The organism is Chromobacterium alticapitis (assembly GCF_002924365.1).
GTDB lineage: Bacteria > Pseudomonadota > Gammaproteobacteria > Burkholderiales > Chromobacteriaceae > Chromobacterium > Chromobacterium alticapitis.
The window spans coordinates 1-18,370 of the sequence record NZ_PQWB01000041.1 but is presented as its reverse complement, the minus strand read 5'-3'; the positions used below and the strand labels follow the sequence as shown (position 1 = coordinate 18,370).

Genomic DNA, 18,370 nt, shown 5'->3' with positions numbered 1-18,370 from the left:
ACAATATCAAAGCGGCACGCGAACAACTGGGTTGGTCGCCAGACCAGTTACTGGCGCTATGCAAGCTGGCATGAGATAGCATTGAATGGCCCTGCCTGTCGTACTGTGAGTCGCAGGCGATTTCGACGCTGCGCGGTAGCGTTACAAACCATCGACGTAAGTGTTCAGCTACTTCTGACCGTTTTATGGTTGTACCGTGGATCTGTCCGAGCTCAGTCCAAACGACCTGCCGTACAAAGGAATTGCACTTGTCGCGGTCGAAGTCTTGGATCTCCAAATAGAGCTCATGTTGACCGTCTTCACTGACCATCCCGATGCTGATCAGTTCTCGCTCAGTAAAGTCCGTAAATTCTGTATCAAGAAAAAGTAGCATTGGTTTCTCCCGGGCTAACGGTGGCTGTCATGTGCAGCTTTGCCAACCAACCAAGCAATCACTCCATTGTAACGCGACAAATGCCAGAGTTATGATAAGTGGGTGATGCGAGTAGGAAGACTATGGCTAAGCGGCGTTATGGCTTCGATGAAGCCAAGATACAGCGTTACCTTGCAGAGGGTAGGGGGACCGGGCAGCTTGCGGCTTACAAACCGTGGTTGACCATTCAGGATGTCCCTTCAAGTGGCAGGGTCAGCCGCATATCGGGATGGAGAACTGCCCGTATCCATCACCTGCTGTCCGATGGTGAGACCGGCTTGTTCCTGATGTTTGATTGGGAGGACTCGGTTGTCGACATACGAGAGCAGTTTCCCCTCGATCGGGAGATCACCCGCCAGATAGCTACTGACATTGGTGTTTCGCATCCACGCGATACCCAGACCCAGACTGATCTCGTCATGACCACGGACTTTGTCGTGGATGTGTCTGATGCGTCAGGCAGCCGGGTCATTGCTCGAACGTTCAAGCCCCATGCAGAGCTCGATGACAAAAGAGTGATAGAGAAATTCGAGATCGAACGCCGGTACTGGGAGTTGCAGAAAGTGGACTGGGGTGTGGTGACTGATGTCGAGCTACCTACAGAACGGGTCCAAAACTTGCAATGGTTGCACCCAATGCGTTCGCTTGATGGTACGCAGGTGCCTTACGAGGGCTATTGGCAGGATCGGGTAAGGGTAGTCAGTGAGAACTGGCATTCTGCTGGATCAATGGCAATAAAAGGCTTCTGCCGCTGGCTGGAGCAGACCCATGGCTTTCAGTCTGGCGAAGGGCTGACGGTGATACGTTTCCTGCTAGCCAATAAGCAGTTGGTCATGGATCTCGATCGAGAGTTTGACTCTCTCGCGGTGGTATCCACGCTCAGGATGACAGCCCCTGTTCACTCAGGGCAGTCCAGGAGTGCGTGATGATTCTGGCCAATGATCTGCTGTCTTATCCGGCTGCTGGCGAACCTTTGATTTTGCGTGTCTTGTGGATCCACCCGGCAAAGTCCATCGCCTTCGTCATAGACGTTCACTCCCCTACTGCGTTGCCCGTTATGCGGGAATACAAGGCCTTGCTTGCGGACCTCTCCGAGCAGCGGGCACTGCTGATGGATGCTGATCCATTTCTCCCTGTGGGACAGGAGCGAAGTGAAAAGCAAAAAGCAGTACGCGACAAAGCTTGGGGGCTCATAACTCCGCTAGTGGACAAGACGCCAGCGATCTTTGACAGATCGAAGCGAGGCTCCTTGGTCGCCGCGGTGGTTGCAGAAGGGCTTGCAACTCATCGCACACTTTACGGATATCTACGCCGCTACTGGCAACGTGGGCAAACGCCTAATGCGCTTCTCCCTGACTACATAAACTCAGGGGGCAAGGGAAAGTCTCGCATTGGGACAGGCAAAAAGCTTGGCCGTCCTCGAAAGTATGGGACCTCTTCAGGTCGAGGCTTGGCCGAGGGAGACTTATCAATCTTTCGGATTGCCTTGCAGCGCAACTATCTCAAGAACAAGCGCTTCACTATTCATTCAACGTACCAGGATATGTTGAAGGAGTTCTATTTTACCAAGGTGATCGACCCCGACACCGGCTTGGTGTCCCACGTCGACACCTCGCAGGATGGGCCACCTACTCTGCGCCAATTTAGTTACTGGCTGGAAAAAGAAGGCCGCCAAGGGATTGAGAGAAAGCGCCGTACGCCACGCGTCTATGATAAAGACATGCGAGGCTTGCTTGGGACGTCTACCGCCGAAGTCAGCGGGCCTGGTTCTCGTTTCCAGATCGACGCCACCATCGCCGACATCTACCTGCTGTCGCGATGCAACCGTAGCAGGATCATCGGCCGGCCCGTGCTGTACGTAGTGATCGACGTTTTCAGCCGGATGATCGTGGGCATCTACGTGGGGCTGGAGGGGCCGTCCTGGGTCGGGGCGATGATGGCACTGGCCAATACCGCCGGCGACAAGGTGGCGTTCTGCAGGCAGTTCAACATAGAGATCGGCGAAGCCGATTGGCCATGTCATTTCCTTCCCGGAATCCTGTTGGGAGACCGCGGCGAGATCGAGTCCCGCTACATCGAAAGCCTAATCAACAACTTTGCCGTCATTGTCGAGAATGCTGCGCCTTACCGAGCAGACTGGAAGGGCATAGTCGAGCAGCGCTTCCACCTGCTACCGGCAAAGTTCAAGGCGTACACCCCCGGCTATATTGAAAGCGATTACGCTCAGCGCGGCGGCCGAGATTACCGGCTGGATGCCACGCTAGACATCGACCAGTTCACCCAAGTGATCATCGAGTGCGTTCTGTACTACAACAACTCGCACTTGTTGGAGAAGTATGACCGGACTCGGCAGATGATTCAGGACGAGGTGCCTGCCATCCCTATCGACCTGTGGGAATGGGGCATTGCCAACTGCAACGGGGCCCTCCGGCGTTGGCCGGAAGACAGGGTTCGCTTCTGCTTGCTGCCGGTGGGCACAGCGACGGTGACCACTTACGGATTGAAGTTCCTCGGCAGTTACTACAGCTGTGCCAAAGCCATCGAGGAACACTGGTTTGACATTGCTCGCCAGCGAGGCCGCTGGAGCGTAGGAATTTCCTATGATCCTCGGGTGAAAGACGAGATCTACCTGCACGATCCTGATGCAACGGCGGGGTACCAGGTGTGTTACCTGACTGATCGGAGCCGTGCCGACAAGGGCATGTCTGTCTGGGAAAGTGCCCAGAGACAGGAGCTGGAGGCTGAACAGGCAAATAGTGGCAAGCAAAAGCAATATCAGGTGACCGCCGACTTGGCATCCCGCATCGAGTCGATAGTGGCCGATGCCGAAGCGCAGAAGCCTGGCTCGTCTGAATCCAACAAGCAACGTACCAGTAAGATTCGCCAGAACCGCGCCGAAGAGAAGCAGGCTAAGCGGGAAAGCGAGCGCTTCATGCCGGCAGCCCCCGGCCAGCGGGAACCCGCCAAGGTCATTCCTCTTCGTCCTGATACACCTGAAGACCTCGCCGTGCCGGACATTACGGAGATACTGAGCAGTCTGAAAAATGATGGGGGGCGAGATGACTGATGCCAATGATGATCACCTCTGGCTTCCCGAGTACCTGAACAACCCATTCATTGCCCAACTACCTCCTATCCTGACGACAGCTGCCAGTATTCGCGCTCTCTCGGTGCCTGCGATATATGACGAAGCCGAACGCCAGTACCCCGACCATATCCGGGCACATTGCCTGCTGCGGTTGAAGCGTTTCTTCGAGCCGCTGGAGCATCACCTGGCTCTTGAGCAGCATTTCGCCATGCTGCTGCGCCAAGGCTATGTTGGTAGGAATCCCAACAGTGGCGACTACTTGCGGCATTTGCAGAACAACTACGAGCGGATCGAGAAGAAGGACTTGAGCGCCGGTAGCCACCAGGTCAGTAATACTGCCGCAAGCTTTGCCTTGGTCGGGTGCTCCGGCGTAGGTAAGACCAAGTCCATGGAGCGGGTCCTATCGATGTACCCGCAAGTGATCTACCACAACGAGCCGTTCAGCCTGCACCAGATTGTTTGGCTGAAACTGGATTGCCCTTCGCGGGGGTCGCATAAGGACCTGTGCATTAGCTTTTTTGCCGAGGTCGACCGCTTGCTTGGGACGAACTACCTAGCTAAGTACGGCCGGGATGGAATCTCTGCCGGTGTGATGCTGGTGCACATGGCGCAGGTAGCCAGCCTTCATGCCATAGGGGTGCTGGTGATCGACGAAATTCAGAATATTCAGGAAGCCAGTGGAATCAACGCCCATGACCTGATGACCTTTCTGGTTCGCATGGTCAATATCGTAGCCATCCCGGTCATCTTTATCGGCACCTTGAGCGCGTTGCCGTTGTTACAGAAGGACTTTCGCCAGGCTCGGCGGGCAAGTGGCCTGGGATCCATGGTATGGGAGCGTATGCCGCAAAACGCTAGCTGGGATTATTTCATCCAGAAAATGTGGCAATTGCAATGGACCCGTGAGTTCACTCCGCTGGATGGCGAGATCCTGACCGCGTTATATGAGGAAAGCCAGGGTATCGTCGACGTTGTCATCAACCTGTTCATGCTGACGCAAAAGTACGTGATCCAAATGCGTGCGGTCAGGAGCAGACCCGAGCGCATCGATGCCGCGATGATCCGCCATGTCGCCAAGCAACACTTCCAGATCATCGCCCCAATGATGGAGGCACTGAAGTCCGGCAACCTGAAAGCGTTGAGCGAGTTTGACGACCTGCTCCCCCTGCACGAGCACGTCCAGAGGCTCTTCGATACCTGGACGTTGCAGATATCTCCCTCCGTGCGGCCCCCAGCAAGCTGTGTTCCGGCCTCTGTGTCTGATGGGCCACGCGATACCGTAGTGAGAGTGCTCACTGACTTGGGGATGGAGGCTAGCGTTGCTCGAATGTTCACCGACGATGCGCTGGCGGCCAATCCTGCCAGTGACCCTCGAGTCTTGGTCGGCGTAATCCTTACCCAGTGGCATCAGGGAGCGGTCCCAGTGTCTACCAAGCCAAAGCACAAGCGCGCAAAGGCCCAATCCGCAGGATTGTTGCCCGAAAAAGACTTACGCCGCATTACCGAGGAGGGGAAGCAAGCAGGTCTTGGTGCTTACGAGGCCCTGAACAAGGCGGGGGTGATCAAGGCCCCTTTGGCCGACTTCGCGGCCTAGGACATCTCCCATGCTGGCGTACTTTCCGCAAATCTACCCCGACGAGCTGCTCTACAGCGTGCTGGCACGCTATCACCGCCATACCGGGTCAACCAGCCCCAAGCAGACTCTGGACGACCTGTTCGGCGATCGCCACGTGATCGCCAGGCCAGACTTACCCGGTCACCTGGAGCTGCTGGTACAGCGCATACCCACCTCGCGGGACTTAAATCGGGTCCGCGTGATCATGGAGCTGACCTTATATCCTTACTTCCTTGCTTTTGCCGATGGGGTGCGCAGAGGTTACGCGAGGCAGGCGATGGAGGCGAGGGGGACATCGGGGCTGTATTTAAAGCTGGGGCTGGCGGCTTCCCGGGTGCCGGTGGTGAACGTACTGCGCTTCTGTCCAGAGTGCCTGCTTCAGATGGTGGGAGACTATGGGGAGCTGTACTGGCGGCGATCCCATCAGTTGCCAGGGGTACTAGTTTGTGTGGACCATGCTGTGCCGCTGAGAGAGAGCTCGGTATCGCTCGGTCGCGAGAACCGCCATGCGTTCATCGCCGCAATCCCAGAAAACTGCCGGAACAGTGAGCCCTGCTGGGGCGGGGAAACCGCATCAGACCGGGATCACTTGCATGATCTTGCACGGCGTAGCGTTCGCCTTCTCAGCGAGGTGCCCCCCGCTAGAACACCGGTAGAGTGGAGTCGCTTTTATCAGGAAATGCTTGCCGACCGGGGGTTCCTGCGCGGCAACCATAAGATTGACCAATCCAAGCTGGCCCTGCGATGCCACGAGTGCTTCAGTGATGAGCTGTTCTGCCGCATAACGGGGATCCGTAGTGGCAGCGCCCTCGATACTTGGCTTATGGCATTTGGTAGGAAGCTCCGCAGCAGCCCCCACCCCCTGTGCCACTTGTTGATGCAGCAATTCCTCGAGTTTCTCCCGGCCGTCGAACGGCCCTTTGGCAAAGGGCCTTGGCCGTGCCTGAACCCACTCGAGAGTCATTGTGGGCAACCACTGATCAGTGAGGCCAGCATTCATCGCAATCGTGGACGCACAATCGGGGTCTTTCGCTGTGACTGCGGCTACCGATACTGCCGGCACCTGAGCGAAGAAGGGCTCCCCAGCGAGTGGCACAGGCCGTTGGACTACGGGCGAGCCTTTGATGCCGCGTTGCATGCAGCCACAGCCAGTGGCGTTAGCTTACGGAGCATTGCCCGCCAGTTGCATGTTGACCCGAATACCATTCGCCGGCAAAGCCGGCGGCTCGGCTTGCAGACGGTTTGGCAACTTTTGGGGACCGTGCGTTCTTCCTCTGGGAAGTCCTCGCTGCGACCGAGACCCAGGCGTTGCACGGAAGTGGGGGGCCGCAAAAAAGATTGGCCCAGCCTGGATGCCGAGTGGGTCAACCGTATCAGGACTGGGATCGAAACGATCATGGCGATGGATCCGCCGCATCGGGTCACACTGACCCGGCTGGAGGGACTAGAGGGCAAGCGTGGCTGCCTGGGGAAAAAGCTTCATCGTTTACCCCGCACAGCAGAACTGATCCGCCAGGCCGTAGAGTCGGTGGGGGCTTTCCAGTGGCGGAGAGTGAAGTGGGCCATCGTGCGACTACAGGAGCAAGGCATTGCACCCATGCCCTGGCGAGTGCAGAAGCTAGCGGGCCTCCGGAGGTTGCCAGTACCACGAGGCCCTGAAGATGAAGAATGGTTTGATTCGTTGGGGGGGCGTGCATGCAAAGGCTGACCATCGAGACATTCGAGCGAGAGCCCGAGCCCCTCGAGGTGTACTGGCTGGCTGGGCTACTTCGGCACCCAGAAGAGGGCTGGCAGGTCCGTACCGTGGTGAGAGGGACGGAGTCAGGGCGTTTCCACATGCATACCTTGTCGATTGGGTTATTACCCCTCCTGACACTGGGCTCTCGATTTGAAAAGGGCCAGCTGCTTCAATACCAATCTGCCGGCATGACAGGTTTTGCGACGGTTCCCGATGTGGCGAAGGCTGAAGAGCTTGGGTCCGATGCCCTGCCTGCTGGGCTTTATCCCTTCGGGGAGAATAAAGGTGGGGTGCAACGCTTACTGCGTTATCAAACTGACATCGGTACGCTGCTGGTTCCGACGATCGAGCTGATCCGGTTCCTGTTCGTGCACAACAAGACCTTGGCAAACGCGCTGATGCAACCAGGTAGCCTGATGACCCTGCATCGGCAGCAGGACTTCCAGCAGGGGGCTCCGCTGCTGCTCCATTTCAGTAGTGAGATGCCGGTCCGTCTCTTAAACCATGCCTTTGTCCAGGAGTTTGCCTGGCTGGCGTATGACCAGTCCGCACGCAAGAGCTGGGAGAGCGTGTACGGGTTTACCATTGGCAAGCCATATGTCAGCTTCATGCCACCGCACATTCCTGATTCTAGCTGGACATTCCGTGGAGTCCAGCTGGGAGAGATTTGGCTGGTGCTAGAGCTGACGCATGTCTCAGGGCGGCAGCTGCCGTGCCAGTCACTGTCTTTTTCACATCCGGCAATGGTGCACCGGCCATCAGTACCTAAGGGTTCAGCATCGATTGGCTACAAAGGTTCGACTGTTGAGAGAAGGGACAGGCAGTACAAGGTGTTTGAAGGTAAGAATTGCTCCCGGACCAACCAGCATCAGCCGGTATTGCCAATCTCCCCGAAAGGTAGTGGTTTCTCTAATCTGGTGCAGATCAAAAAAATTTGGTCATCAATAAAGCCATCCGTCGCGGGCAAGGGGAGAAAAAAAACGGGTGATGCCCCCTCCCAATCTGTACCTATGGTTGAACCTGCAAGCCTGGGGCAACAAGGGGCAAATGCAAATGTCCTGCCGATCGATTTACAATTGCTGGAGTCCGTTGCATGGAGCCAGCTTGGGACTCTGGAGTCGATGGCAAAGACGGTTCAATTGATGGCAACCATGCTGCCAGATATGCGGGTTTCGATGAGCTTCTGCAAATTACCTCTGGGTGGAATGTTTTCGATGACCGAGCGTCGGCAAAGGGTATGCCTGATTGCATTGTTTAACTCTAAAAGCGTGCGCCCAGTTGTTTTGCTAGATGTTGAGAGGTCAGGCAATCATGCACTGTCAACATTGGCAATAAGCTTTAATAAGGATGATGACTCTATAGAGGCTGTAATTCAGAGTGTTCTGAAGGGGGTGGTGAGTAATTACGGCCGCTGGAGTAATCTGGTAGAGAAAGATTTTTTTGATATGTGTAATTTCACTCGCTTGCCACGGATAATTCCACATAGAGATAAAGCTTTTGAAAACCACCATGTCTGGAAGTGGGCGGTAAGATTGTGCAGGAAACTTAATTTCCCAGCGTTTGTACGTGGGCGATTTTCGTGAATTGATAATTCAATGATATATGATCATGAAGGTGGGTTTTATAGTGCCATCATGATGTAGAAAATTATGCAGATTATATTTTGTAGCTTATTTATATAAAATGGTGATAAAGATGGATCAAGAAAATAAAAATTACGGCAACTCACCGGTAACACCGTTAGAGTTAAGGTTTTCACATAATGTAATCGAACATTTGGGATTAAAGCTATATCAAAATAAACCAACTAATGTTCTTGCTGAGTTGGTTTCTAATTCATGGGATGCAAATGCAAGAAATGTGTGGATTGATTTAAGTACCGATGCTGATGGAAGTCCTACTAGTGTTGCCGTTGCTGACAACGGCGTTGGCATGGATGAGCAAAAATTGGTGGATAATTATCTCGTTGTTGGCAAAGCAAAAAGGGATCCAAGTGATCCCGGAGGTAAGATTATAGGTGGACGAGCCCCTATGGGTAGGAAAGGCATTGGCAAGCTGGCCCCATTCGGTGTCGCAAAAGAAGTTGACTTAATCAGTGTAAGTAGTGGACTGTCCACATGGCTACGCTTTAACTATGATGACATGCTTGGTGAAGAGCATGGTGCAGCACAATCTCTTACGGTATATAGACCAAAGGAGATTGCAAGAAATGTCCCTCTTGCGCAAATAAATGCCAATGATGCAGATGGAGAGAAAGAGGTTGTAAAAAGGTTTATTGAGAGAATTGAAGAGAAAGGCGCAGGGACGCTTGTGCTTGCGAGAAAGTTGACTCTTCGTAGACCTATTTCACCACAGCAATTAATGGAGTCCTTGGGACGTAGGTTTACTGTAACTCTTGCAAGAGAGGACTTTAAGGTAGAAGTCAATGAAGTACTTCTTGGGGAAAGTCACGCATTTCCGACATGGGAGCTAAGAATCCCTCCTGAGGGCGTTGAAACTACGACAGTAAATACCCGTCACGGTCCCAAGGAGGTGAAGTGTTGGGTTGGGTTTGTTGCAGAGGCTAGTTGGCCGCAAGAGCAAGCCGGTGTAGGTGTATATGCTCATGGAAAAATTGCACAGGATCGTCCCTTCTTTTTTGGAAATAAAGGTAATGAGATTTTCTCAAGGTACATGTATGGTGTAGTTGAGGCGGACTGGGTAGATGAGCTGTCATATGATGCGATTTCTACAGACAGAACATCGATTGATTGGGAGGATGCCGAGTTTGATGAGTTCAAAAAGTGGGGCGGGGAGAAAGTAAAAGCTTGGATCAATGCATATCAACGCCATAGAAAGGAGGCGGCGAAAGCGGAAGATACCAAGTTGGTAGATAAAGTTATTGAAAACAATACTGACCTTAAAGTTAGAGATTCTGAAAAAGAACACTTAGTCGAATTACTTGCTGACATTACTCCCCGGCTTGGAAAAGAGTCAGAGGATAAAGAAAAGCTTGTGGAAGCGGCTGTACGTGCCTGGGTCCATGAGCCTGCTAGGAAGTTAATTAAGAAGCTCTGGGAAGAAGCTTCTCTCTTTGATGCAGACAAATTTTCCTTAGTGGTGCAGCGGCTCGTTGATCAGCTAGTTCCAGAAAGTCTTTCACTCGCAGTCGTATTTGCACAGCGTGTATATGCACTTACTCAGCTTGAAAATCACATTATGCTCGGCAAGGAGACTCAGCTTCAAACACTGATAGAAGAATTTCCATGGATACTTGACAACAGTTATGAAAAATTCTTTGCTAGAAGAGCTCTAAAGACTATTTGTGATGAGGCTGAGAAAGAGGGGCTCATTCAGGCGAGGGCTAGTCATGTATCAACGCCGACGGACTATACAAAACCGGATTTTGTATTTCTTTCAAATGCAGATGATGCGAATATTTTGGTCGTTGAATTGAAAGGACCGGATGCAACCGCATCATGGCCTGAGTTTCATCAACTTCATTCGTATATGACGTTCTTGCAATCTAGGTTTTCAAAGTCAAATGTAACTGGCATATTGGTGGCGCGTAATTTTGATGAAGGCATTGAGAAGCAAAAAAGCAATGCAATGACTTATAAGAAATGGCAAGATTTGCTTCTTAGATCACGTAGAGATCATATGGATCTTTTGGCAGCATTGTTATCAGGTACAGATGCAGACGCAAATGATGCTCGTATCCAACAGATCTGTGAACTTGGAGGGAAGCCTGTGCGAGACTTTCTTGTTCAAATGAGCGATAACAATACAGTTTTATCAGACTTGGTTAAAAAACTTGGGCCTGTTAAGAGTTAATAAGCTGAGAAATGGTAACGCCAAGGCAATATGTTAATAGAGGGCTGGAGTTGGTTATGCATAATTATAGGAAACACTCCACCACCAAAGTTTGTGGAATCAATAGACAAAGCGTGCACCGAGTCAGTAAGGAAGAAAAATGAATAACAAGCCATTCAAGCTTGAGTTTTCAAACCGAGTGATTGAACATCTCGGCATCAAGCTATATCAAAATAAGCCAACAAATGTAGTTGCCGAGTTTTTGTCCAACAGCTGGGATGCCGATGCAACCAAAGTCTTTATTGATTTAAAAACTGGCGCAGATCAAAAGCCCTACATTGTCATTACAGACAACGGAAGGGGAATGACCAGAAACGAGCTAACCGACGAGTTTCTTATCATTGGGCGGAACCGTCGAAACTCCCCAAGTGATAAAACCGCCGGTGGCCGCTCGCCAATGGGACGTAAGGGTATTGGAAAACTGGCAGGCTTCGGGATTGCCTCGGTGGTTGATGTTTTATCCCTACCAAACCCAAAGATCAGGACGGAAGAGAGTGCGCCAGAACCGCTCGTCTATTGGCTTCGCTTCCATTTGAGTGGCCTGATAGAAGCCTCCACGACGATTTCCAATAGTGTGTACGAGCCGGAGGTCATTGCTGATGGGGTCACCATCGAGGCGCTTAAATCGCGTTTAGAGGGGAGTGAAGATAAAGCCATTTACGATCAGTTTATATCGAACGCGCAGGACGGGGAAGGTGGCGTCTGTGTATATTTGAGTAACACCTCCCTCAAAAAGGCCATGAATATCGACCAGTTGCTTCAGTCAATGGGTCGCAGATTCACTGTGTCCATGCTCAGAGCTGATTTCGACGTAAGGGTCAATGGGAAACAAGTTACCCCTGAAGATGCGCTGCCTCCGCTTCATAGTTTTGGCTTCGGTGAGTATAGCAAGCCAGAGACTGAAAATATCAAAATTTGTGGCGAATCGAAAGAGGTTCGATACTGGGTTCGCTTTGTGAATCTTCCAGGCTCCGACTGGTCTATTGAGCAAGCAGGAATCGGAATATACGCTCACGGGAAAATCGCACAGGATCGCCCATTCTTCTTTGACCTAAAAGGTAAGGAGATTATGAGTCGATATATTTACGGCGTTATCGAGGCCGACTGGCTTGATGAACTCCCGGTCGATGTGGTTTCTACTGACCGACGCTCTATCGACTGGGATACTGAACAAACCGCAGCATTCCATACGTGGGGGCAGTCAAAAGCATCATATTGGATCGAGGAGTTTCGCAAGTGGCGTGCTCAGCAACCTAAGAACGAAATCATAAAGCGAATTAGAGAAGTATCTGGCACGCGCCTTTCTGGCACTGAAGAGGAAGCTTTGGCCGAACTTCTTAATGAGGTCCTGCCTAGTTTGGCTGACGACGAGGAGACGAAGAACAAAACGACTCGTAGTTTTGCGGAAGCGTGGACGCATACGCCAACAAGAGTTCTAACCCAAAGTCTCTGGCAAAAGCTATTTTCCTCCATGGACTCCGATTCAGCAGTTTTTGCTGAATTAATTGAAAGCTTGCGAAAAAGCATGGTCCCGGAAGCCATGGGGTTGGCAGTGACAATGGCTCAGCGTATCGCTGCAATTACAGTGATGCGCAAAATGATTGATACCAATAAGACTGAAACCCATTTGCAAAGGTTGATCGAATCTTTCCCCTGGCTCCTTGGTCCCCAATGGGAAAAGCTTTCAGCCAATGAAAATATCAGAACACTCTGTAAGGCAGCCGAAAAGGTTGGAGTTGTGCCCGATCCTAATGCACCATCACAAAGCGAGGATTCGCTGAAGCCTGATTTTGTATTCCTTAGCGACCCTGGGGAAGAAAAGGAATTTATCGTTTTCGAACTCAAGGGACCGGAAGCGGGGAAAACTCTCACTCCCTCTGAATATAGCCAACTGGCCGGGTATATAAATACCATACGCTCCAAATTCCCTAACCCAAGCATCCGCGTTTCTGGAGTGCTCGTTGGCGCGGAAAAGGGAGGCATCTATGCTTACCACAATGACATTGTTATCCGGACTTGGTCTGAGGTTCTGCTGGATGCACGTCACCTACATGTTTCGTATCTCAAGGCCCTGTTGATCGCATCGAATCCCGATGCAAACGATCTGCGTATGCAGCAAATTGCGGACTTTGGGGGTAAGGAGACAGTTGAGCTGCTTGAGCGCTTTGCGCCTCTGGCGAGCTTTGACAAGGTCATACTTGAATCGCTGGAGGCAATCGGTGACACGCCTAAGCTTGCTATTCCGATGGAATCGACTGGCCTAGAGGGGCCTTCTACAGCGGGGGGGACGGTAGCGTAACTGTTCTGTAGCCAGAAGATTCAAACTAAGGATGGTCTGCAAAGTCGCTCCTCCATACTGCTTTTTGTATCGTCATGATGACCTAAGACGATACGGTCACTGACGCAGCAAAGTTTGGCTGGGGAATGATGGTAGTGCGGACACGGTGAAGGGGGAAATTGACTTACCCCCATTCACCGTACAAGCAGCGAAGGGAGAAGTCATAGGCTTGAATAGTGGTTGAATTGGTTTCAGTACTGCCCTGTTGCTGGTGGTGCTGTGCAACCAATACCGCTGGCGGAATTCGGCTCAACTGAGCCACATGGGCGTACCAGTTATAGCCATCCCGCCATGCGGCAATGCTCTGTCCCGCCTCCCCCGGCGTCTCGAAGTAGTGTTCATTCAGATATTCATTGCGTAACCGCTCATTAAAACTCACCACGTAGCCACTTTGTATCGGCTGTCATGACTGGGTCAGAATATGGCTCGACAAAGAAGCTAAAGCTGTGAGGCGTTTATGAGATTAGCTATCGCAATCCCAAAACGGTATGTTACTAGTGGAGGAACTGCTTCGCCTATCATCTCTCGGATTAAGTAGCCTTTGCGGAAATGTTGCTCAGGTGGCCAAGTAAATGAATCCGGGATTGCCTGTAATCGCGCACACTCTCTTGCACTTAAAACCCTGTTTTGGGTTGGATGAAGTTTTAAATCGCTGCTGAAGTGCCCGCTGGCTGTAGTTATCGTTGGTGCTAGTTCATTTGGTAGCATGCGCTTATAACTTGTCTTGAATCCTTTAATCGCCCGTATGGAGCCATCTTTGTTGGCTACGTGTGGGCGATTTTTCATTTCAGCACCACAATTATTGCAATGAACAGTAAAAATCGGCGTTTGTTCATCCCCGCAATATGAGCACTTATTTTCCCAAGCACTTTTCCCACTGCCATGGGGGATGCTGGATATCCAACTGTAATGTTTTTCTGAATGATGTGGAACTTGATGTAATGGATCTAACGGAGAGATCGCTGTTGTTTCATCTATCCCATCCAGCGCTTGTAGGTCATTTATAGCCTCGATTATGTTCGATGGTGTACCACTAGGCTGTGCAGGCCAATTTTCCGGGGAGAGATAGTTGGTTAAAATGTTTGATGGGTCTGAAAATTTATCATTTCTAACAAATATAGCAACAGATCTACGTCGTCGTTGAGGGACGCCTATTTCCGAAAAACAAATGACTTCTTGAAGGCCGACATATTCTGAAAGTGAGGCGCTTATAAATTCATGTACTCTGCCGATCATTTTCCCATTCTCACTGCGTATTTTTCGCACTAAAAAATTAGGGACATTCTCAAAAATAATAACAGTGGGTTTCAATTTTCTGGCAACATAGAGTGCCTCAAAAAAGAGATGATTTCTTTCATCTTTGCTTGCGTGATTGGGGTCTTCGCGTAATCCACGGCGAGCATTAGCCGTGCTGAACCCTTGGCAAGGAGGAGTCGCAATTAAGAGGTCAATTTTTTTTCCATCAAGTGTCGCGATGAGATTTTCCTTGTCCTCTCGAATATTTCCCCATACATGCGCTCCAATATTTGCACGATGCACAGCACTTCTGTGAGGGTCAATTTCGCATGCTGCAAGACAAAGCCCTCCCGCCAGCTTCAGACCATAGTCACCGATTCCGGCTCCTGAGAATAAACTTACGAAAGTAAATGGCTTGCCTAGGGGGGGGGTTCCAGTTAAGAAATTTTTGTAATCGATGCCCCCAATTTTTTCATTCTGTTTTTTCTTAATCATTGATTTATCTTCGAGTGACATTGCAACTGCTTTTTCAGCGGGTGGGGGCAAGACAGTATCGATAATTTTCATTTTGTTTCTCCGCTGTCTTGATCGTCATTTTGTGGCGATGATTTACCCCTGACGGCAAAAGGGAGTTCCTTGCGGCGCACAAGTTCTATTAAGAAAAGACGTACAGCAGAACTTACCGTAAGCCCTAGATCGGCACAGATTTCACCTGCGGCATCTTTGAGAGGCTCATCTAGACGAAGCAGTAAGCTGGTTGTTTTTTTGGGAGCGGCCATACATGTATTGTAGCATATGCAAAGGATATTCAATGTATATATTATGTATATACGTTTTTTGAGTGAAATTTTTTGTTGAAAAACTACACATTTAGATGCGTCAAACGGGAAGAGCCGCCCAGATGCTATAAGCGTTTAGGGTGTGGGGCTGAGTCGCTTACTTTGATGTGACAATTGTGCCGATGAGGGGGAGCAGGTCAATGTAATGGCAAGAGAGAGATATGCATGTATGCCAATGATCTTATTTTGTGCGCATGAAATTCTGTAAGCGCTCGCTTAGAAAAGATGGGTCGCTTGTCTCGCATTCCCAGATGATCATTACATTCCAACCAAGTTGGCGAAGGGCGACAATGTTTCTGTCATCGCGTGCTTGGTTGTCTCGAACTTTGGTGCGCCAGATCTCAGCATTATTTTTTGGAAGCCTTGCTCGTTTGCAGTCTGCATGGCCGTGCCAGAAGCAGCCATGAACAAAAATGATCTTCCGATGACCGGGTAGCACAATGTCGGGGGTCCCTGGCAAGTCTTTGCGATGTAAGCGGAACCGATAACCCAATCTATGTAGTGCTCGTCGTACCCGGATCTCAGGATGAGTATCACGACGTCGCACCGCTTGCATTCTGACGCGAGTCTCCGGTGTGACGTTTGCGTAATCAGACCGGTATTTGCTAGTTGTTGACATCTCTTACCCGAAGATCATGTCTACGATTTGGTGATACATATTTATTGTAGTTCTTGGCTGGCGTTAATGCGTGTGAAAAGCATCTTGCGCGATATCTTTAATTTCTTGGTGAAATTATATTTTGTAATTTAATCAATTTGTTAGATTGTTTTTATGATGCTACTTTATTGTGCAAACACATGACTAGTGATCTAAAAGAATAAAGTCTGTCACGAGGTAATGAAGTCTGTCACGACGATGGCATGAACGATTTTGCCGGTAGTGCTAAACAAAGAGGCCCGCTAGGGCCTCTTTCCGTTTGAGATTGCTGGTTTTGAAGATGTGCAAGGGCAAGGATCGATGAGACTGTTTGTCGGCCAAAGTGGATGTTCACTCCTTCTATAACGAATCGCTGCTTTTCGATACTAAAGCAGCCATGTAGGCCTCTAGCAAATCAAGGGAATTCATTCATTGCTACAAGCGCTACCAGGAACGGGCCCATTTGTGGTTGGCTTGAACCCAGTGGTAATGGCTTTTCCAATTGGACTTGCCCTCGTTCCAGAAGTGAGCGCATTTCCATCTTGAGTTTTGTCAGCACTATTCTGCTGTATCACCGTTTCAATCATCCGAACTTGAGCCTTCCTTGCTTCTTCTTCGGCTTTTTTCGCTTGATCCACCTCTTTCCTCGAATGGGCCAACTCCTCCATTACAATAGCTTTCTCTCGTTCTAGTTCGAGTGCTCGCTCTTCCAGGGCTCTCATTTCGGCTTCCTGTTGAGCAACGGAATTCTTCAGTGCCAAGCGGTCCTCGCTCCGAACTTTACGCCCCAACTGGCCCTTGCGCATTGCATTGACGAGGTTATTCATTGAAACCCCCTCCAAGTGAGCCACGTATTTGATGGCATCAGCCCCTGGCTCTAACACGAACACTGGCTTGTGCTTGAAGGTAATCAATCGGCCAATGCCAAGATACATCGTCAGGCGGCTAAATTTGGCTTTGTTATCATTAAATTCGCGAATAGTTGTCTCAATATACTGCTTGTTTCCATCGTACTTTGGATGGAATTTGGATATCCGCAGCACTTCGAACTCTTCTTCTTCGCCTAAAACTTCCAATGTATCTGTAATCGGCTCGTACTCGTCAGTCGATGTTTCGTCTGAAATGTTGCGCCAACCCTTAAGCCAATCGCTCCAGCTTGCCATGGTTACACCCTCCTCTATGTTATCAATTGCCATCCTAGTACAATTAAATACCAACTTCAAGATGGTAAATGACATCATGCGGATGTTTTTCTGATCAAGAACAACTAGTGCTGAATCGCCCCCCCATGTGCTAGATGCGATAATGGCTGCTTTCACTTTGAAAGCAGCCATCTTGTCCGCTGGACAACGAGGGTCGGCTTTGGCCGAGGCCCGGTCGTCGGCCTATGCCGACAGCTATCAGCACATAGAAAAGAGGGTGTACAGAATTTTGTGTAAACGGCCTTTTGGCAGGAGACTGCCATCTTGTCCGGAGACACCATGAGCACTCAGAAACACGATATTCCCGAAGCCCTGTTGACCCGCTTGCTGGCCGACTACCAGAAGCCCGAAGACTTGATCGGCGAGAACGGCCTGCTCAAGCAGCTAACCAAGCTGCTGGTCGAGAAGGCGCTGGATGCCGAGATGGCCGCCCATCTCGGTCATAACAAGCATGAGCCGGTGGCTAATCCCTCCGGCAACACCCGCAACGGCAAGAGCCGCAAGACGCTCAAGGGCGAGTTTGGCGCATTGCCCATCGAGGTGCCGCGCGATCGCCAGGGCACCTTCGAGCCACTGCTGATCCCCAAGCACCAAACCCGCTGGACCGGCTTTGACGACAAGGTGATCTCGCTCTACGCCCGAGGCATGACCGTCCGGGAGATCCAGGCCCATCTGGAAGAAATGTATGGCACCGAGGTGTCGCCCAGCTTGATCTCCTCCATCACCGACGCCCTCCGAAGAGGTCAAGGCCTGGCAGGCGCGCCCGCTCGACCCGGTCTACCCCATCGTCTATCTCGATTGCATTCACGTCAAAGTGCGCGAAGGTGCCGTGCGGGTAAAGGCAGTTTACCTGGCCATCGGCGTCACGTTGGCAGGTGAGAAGGAAGTGCTGGGCCTGTGGCTGGCTCAAACCGAAGGGGCCAAGTTCTGGCTGCAGGTGGTCACCGAGCTGCGCAACCGCGGCGTGCAGGATATCTTCATCGCCTGCGTGGACGGGCTCAAAGGCTTCCCCGAGGCGATTGAGGCTGTCTTCCCTCAAACCACGGTGCAGCTGTGCATCGTGTACATGGTGCGGCACAGCCTGAACTATGTGTCCTGGAAGCGGCGTCCCGAAGTGGCGGCCGACCTGAAGCGTATCTACCAGTCAGCCACCGTCGAGGAAGCCGAGCGGCGGCTGGGCGAATTTGAAGCCAAGTGGGATGCGGAATACTTGCCGATCAGCCAGTCCTGGCGGCGCAACTGGCCGCGGCTGATACCGTTCTTTGACTACCCGCCGGAAATTCGCAAAGTCATCTATACCACCAATGCTATCGAATCGGTGAACATGAGCCTGCGCAAGCTGACCAAAAATCGCGGCTCCTTCCCGAGCGATGAAGCCTTGCTGAAACTGTTTTTTCTGGCGCTGAAAAACAT

General features: G+C 51.2%; 13 protein-coding genes and 1 pseudogene. 8 read left to right on the top strand and 6 right to left on the bottom strand.

The genetic code is table 11. The features are described 5' to 3' along the window. The coding region (locus tag C2I19_RS22465; RefSeq protein ID WP_233201165.1) for a hypothetical protein at positions 1-373 on the bottom strand (373 nt) is incomplete at its 3' end. A 122-nt stretch (positions 374-495) separates the two neighbouring features. On the opposite strand from C2I19_RS22465, the gene C2I19_RS10865 reads away from it, so the two are divergent. The 7 genes from C2I19_RS10865 to C2I19_RS10835 all read left to right on the top strand — a co-directional run bounded on the left by C2I19_RS10865 (position 496) and on the right by C2I19_RS10835 (position 13,004). Next, positions 496-1,338: a TnsA endonuclease N-terminal domain-containing protein gene (locus C2I19_RS10865; RefSeq protein WP_103902714.1), complete on the top strand. Its 843-nt coding sequence runs from the start codon at positions 496-498 to the stop codon at positions 1,336-1,338. Next, positions 1,338-3,479: a TnsB C-terminal domain-containing protein gene (locus C2I19_RS10860; RefSeq protein WP_103902713.1), complete on the top strand. Its 2,142-nt coding sequence runs from the start codon at positions 1,338-1,340 to the stop codon at positions 3,477-3,479. The genes C2I19_RS10865 and C2I19_RS10860 overlap by 1 nt, the downstream gene beginning before the upstream one ends. Next, positions 3,472-5,094 carry an ATP-binding protein gene (locus tag C2I19_RS10855; RefSeq protein WP_103902717.1) on the top strand — a complete coding sequence of 541 codons (1,623 nt, stop codon included), beginning with the start codon at positions 3,472-3,474 and terminating at the stop codon, positions 5,092-5,094. Before C2I19_RS10860 ends, C2I19_RS10855 begins: the two co-directional genes overlap by 8 nt. 10 nt (positions 5,095-5,104) lie before the next feature. Beyond that, the gene (locus C2I19_RS10850) at positions 5,105-6,823 is read left to right on the top strand and encodes a TnsD family Tn7-like transposition protein (RefSeq protein WP_103902712.1); all 1,719 of its coding nucleotides are present in this window, start codon (positions 5,105-5,107) and stop codon (positions 6,821-6,823) included. 128 nt (positions 6,824-6,951) lie between these two features. Then, positions 6,952-8,436, top strand: a complete 1,485-nt coding sequence (locus tag C2I19_RS10845; RefSeq protein ID WP_146056782.1) for a Tn7-like element transposition protein TnsE — start codon at positions 6,952-6,954, stop codon at positions 8,434-8,436. A 112-nt stretch (positions 8,437-8,548) separates the two neighbouring features. Continuing rightward, complete coding sequence (locus tag C2I19_RS10840; RefSeq protein ID WP_103902716.1) at positions 8,549-10,666, top strand: ATP-binding protein; 2,118 nt, start codon at positions 8,549-8,551, stop codon at positions 10,664-10,666. A 139-nt stretch (positions 10,667-10,805) separates the two neighbouring features. Then, on the top strand, positions 10,806-13,004 hold the full coding sequence (locus C2I19_RS10835) for an ATP-binding protein (protein ID WP_103902710.1): 2,199 nt from the start codon (positions 10,806-10,808) through the stop codon (positions 13,002-13,004). A gap of 163 nt (positions 13,005-13,167) precedes the next feature. On the opposite strand, the gene C2I19_RS22880 is transcribed toward C2I19_RS10835, so the two are convergent. From C2I19_RS22880 to C2I19_RS10810, 5 genes are all read right to left on the bottom strand, one after another. After that, positions 13,168-13,440 (bottom strand): integrase core domain-containing protein, encoded by a 273-nt coding sequence (locus C2I19_RS22880; protein ID WP_103902709.1) that lies wholly within the window; start codon positions 13,438-13,440, stop codon positions 13,168-13,170. A gap of 41 nt (positions 13,441-13,481) precedes the next feature. Further along, positions 13,482-14,846 (bottom strand): DNA cytosine methyltransferase, encoded by a 1,365-nt coding sequence (locus tag C2I19_RS10825; RefSeq protein ID WP_199181147.1) that lies wholly within the window; start codon positions 14,844-14,846, stop codon positions 13,482-13,484. Further along, on the bottom strand, positions 14,843-15,058 hold the full coding sequence (locus tag C2I19_RS10820; protein WP_103902708.1) for a type II toxin-antitoxin system RelB/DinJ family antitoxin: 216 nt from the start codon (positions 15,056-15,058) through the stop codon (positions 14,843-14,845). The genes C2I19_RS10825 and C2I19_RS10820 overlap by 4 nt, the downstream gene beginning before the upstream one ends. 241 nt (positions 15,059-15,299) lie before the next feature. Beyond that, on the bottom strand, positions 15,300-15,737 hold the full coding sequence (locus C2I19_RS22875; protein WP_103902707.1) for a very short patch repair endonuclease: 438 nt from the start codon (positions 15,735-15,737) through the stop codon (positions 15,300-15,302). A 443-nt stretch (positions 15,738-16,180) separates the two neighbouring features. After that, positions 16,181-17,089: a hypothetical protein gene (locus tag C2I19_RS10810; protein WP_146056781.1), complete on the bottom strand. Its 909-nt coding sequence runs from the start codon at positions 17,087-17,089 to the stop codon at positions 16,181-16,183. Positions 17,090-17,236: 147 nt separating this feature from the next. On the opposite strand from C2I19_RS10810, the pseudogene C2I19_RS10805 reads away from it, so the two are divergent. Then, a pseudogene (locus tag C2I19_RS10805) lies at positions 17,237-18,370 on the top strand (IS256 family transposase); the annotation flags it as partial.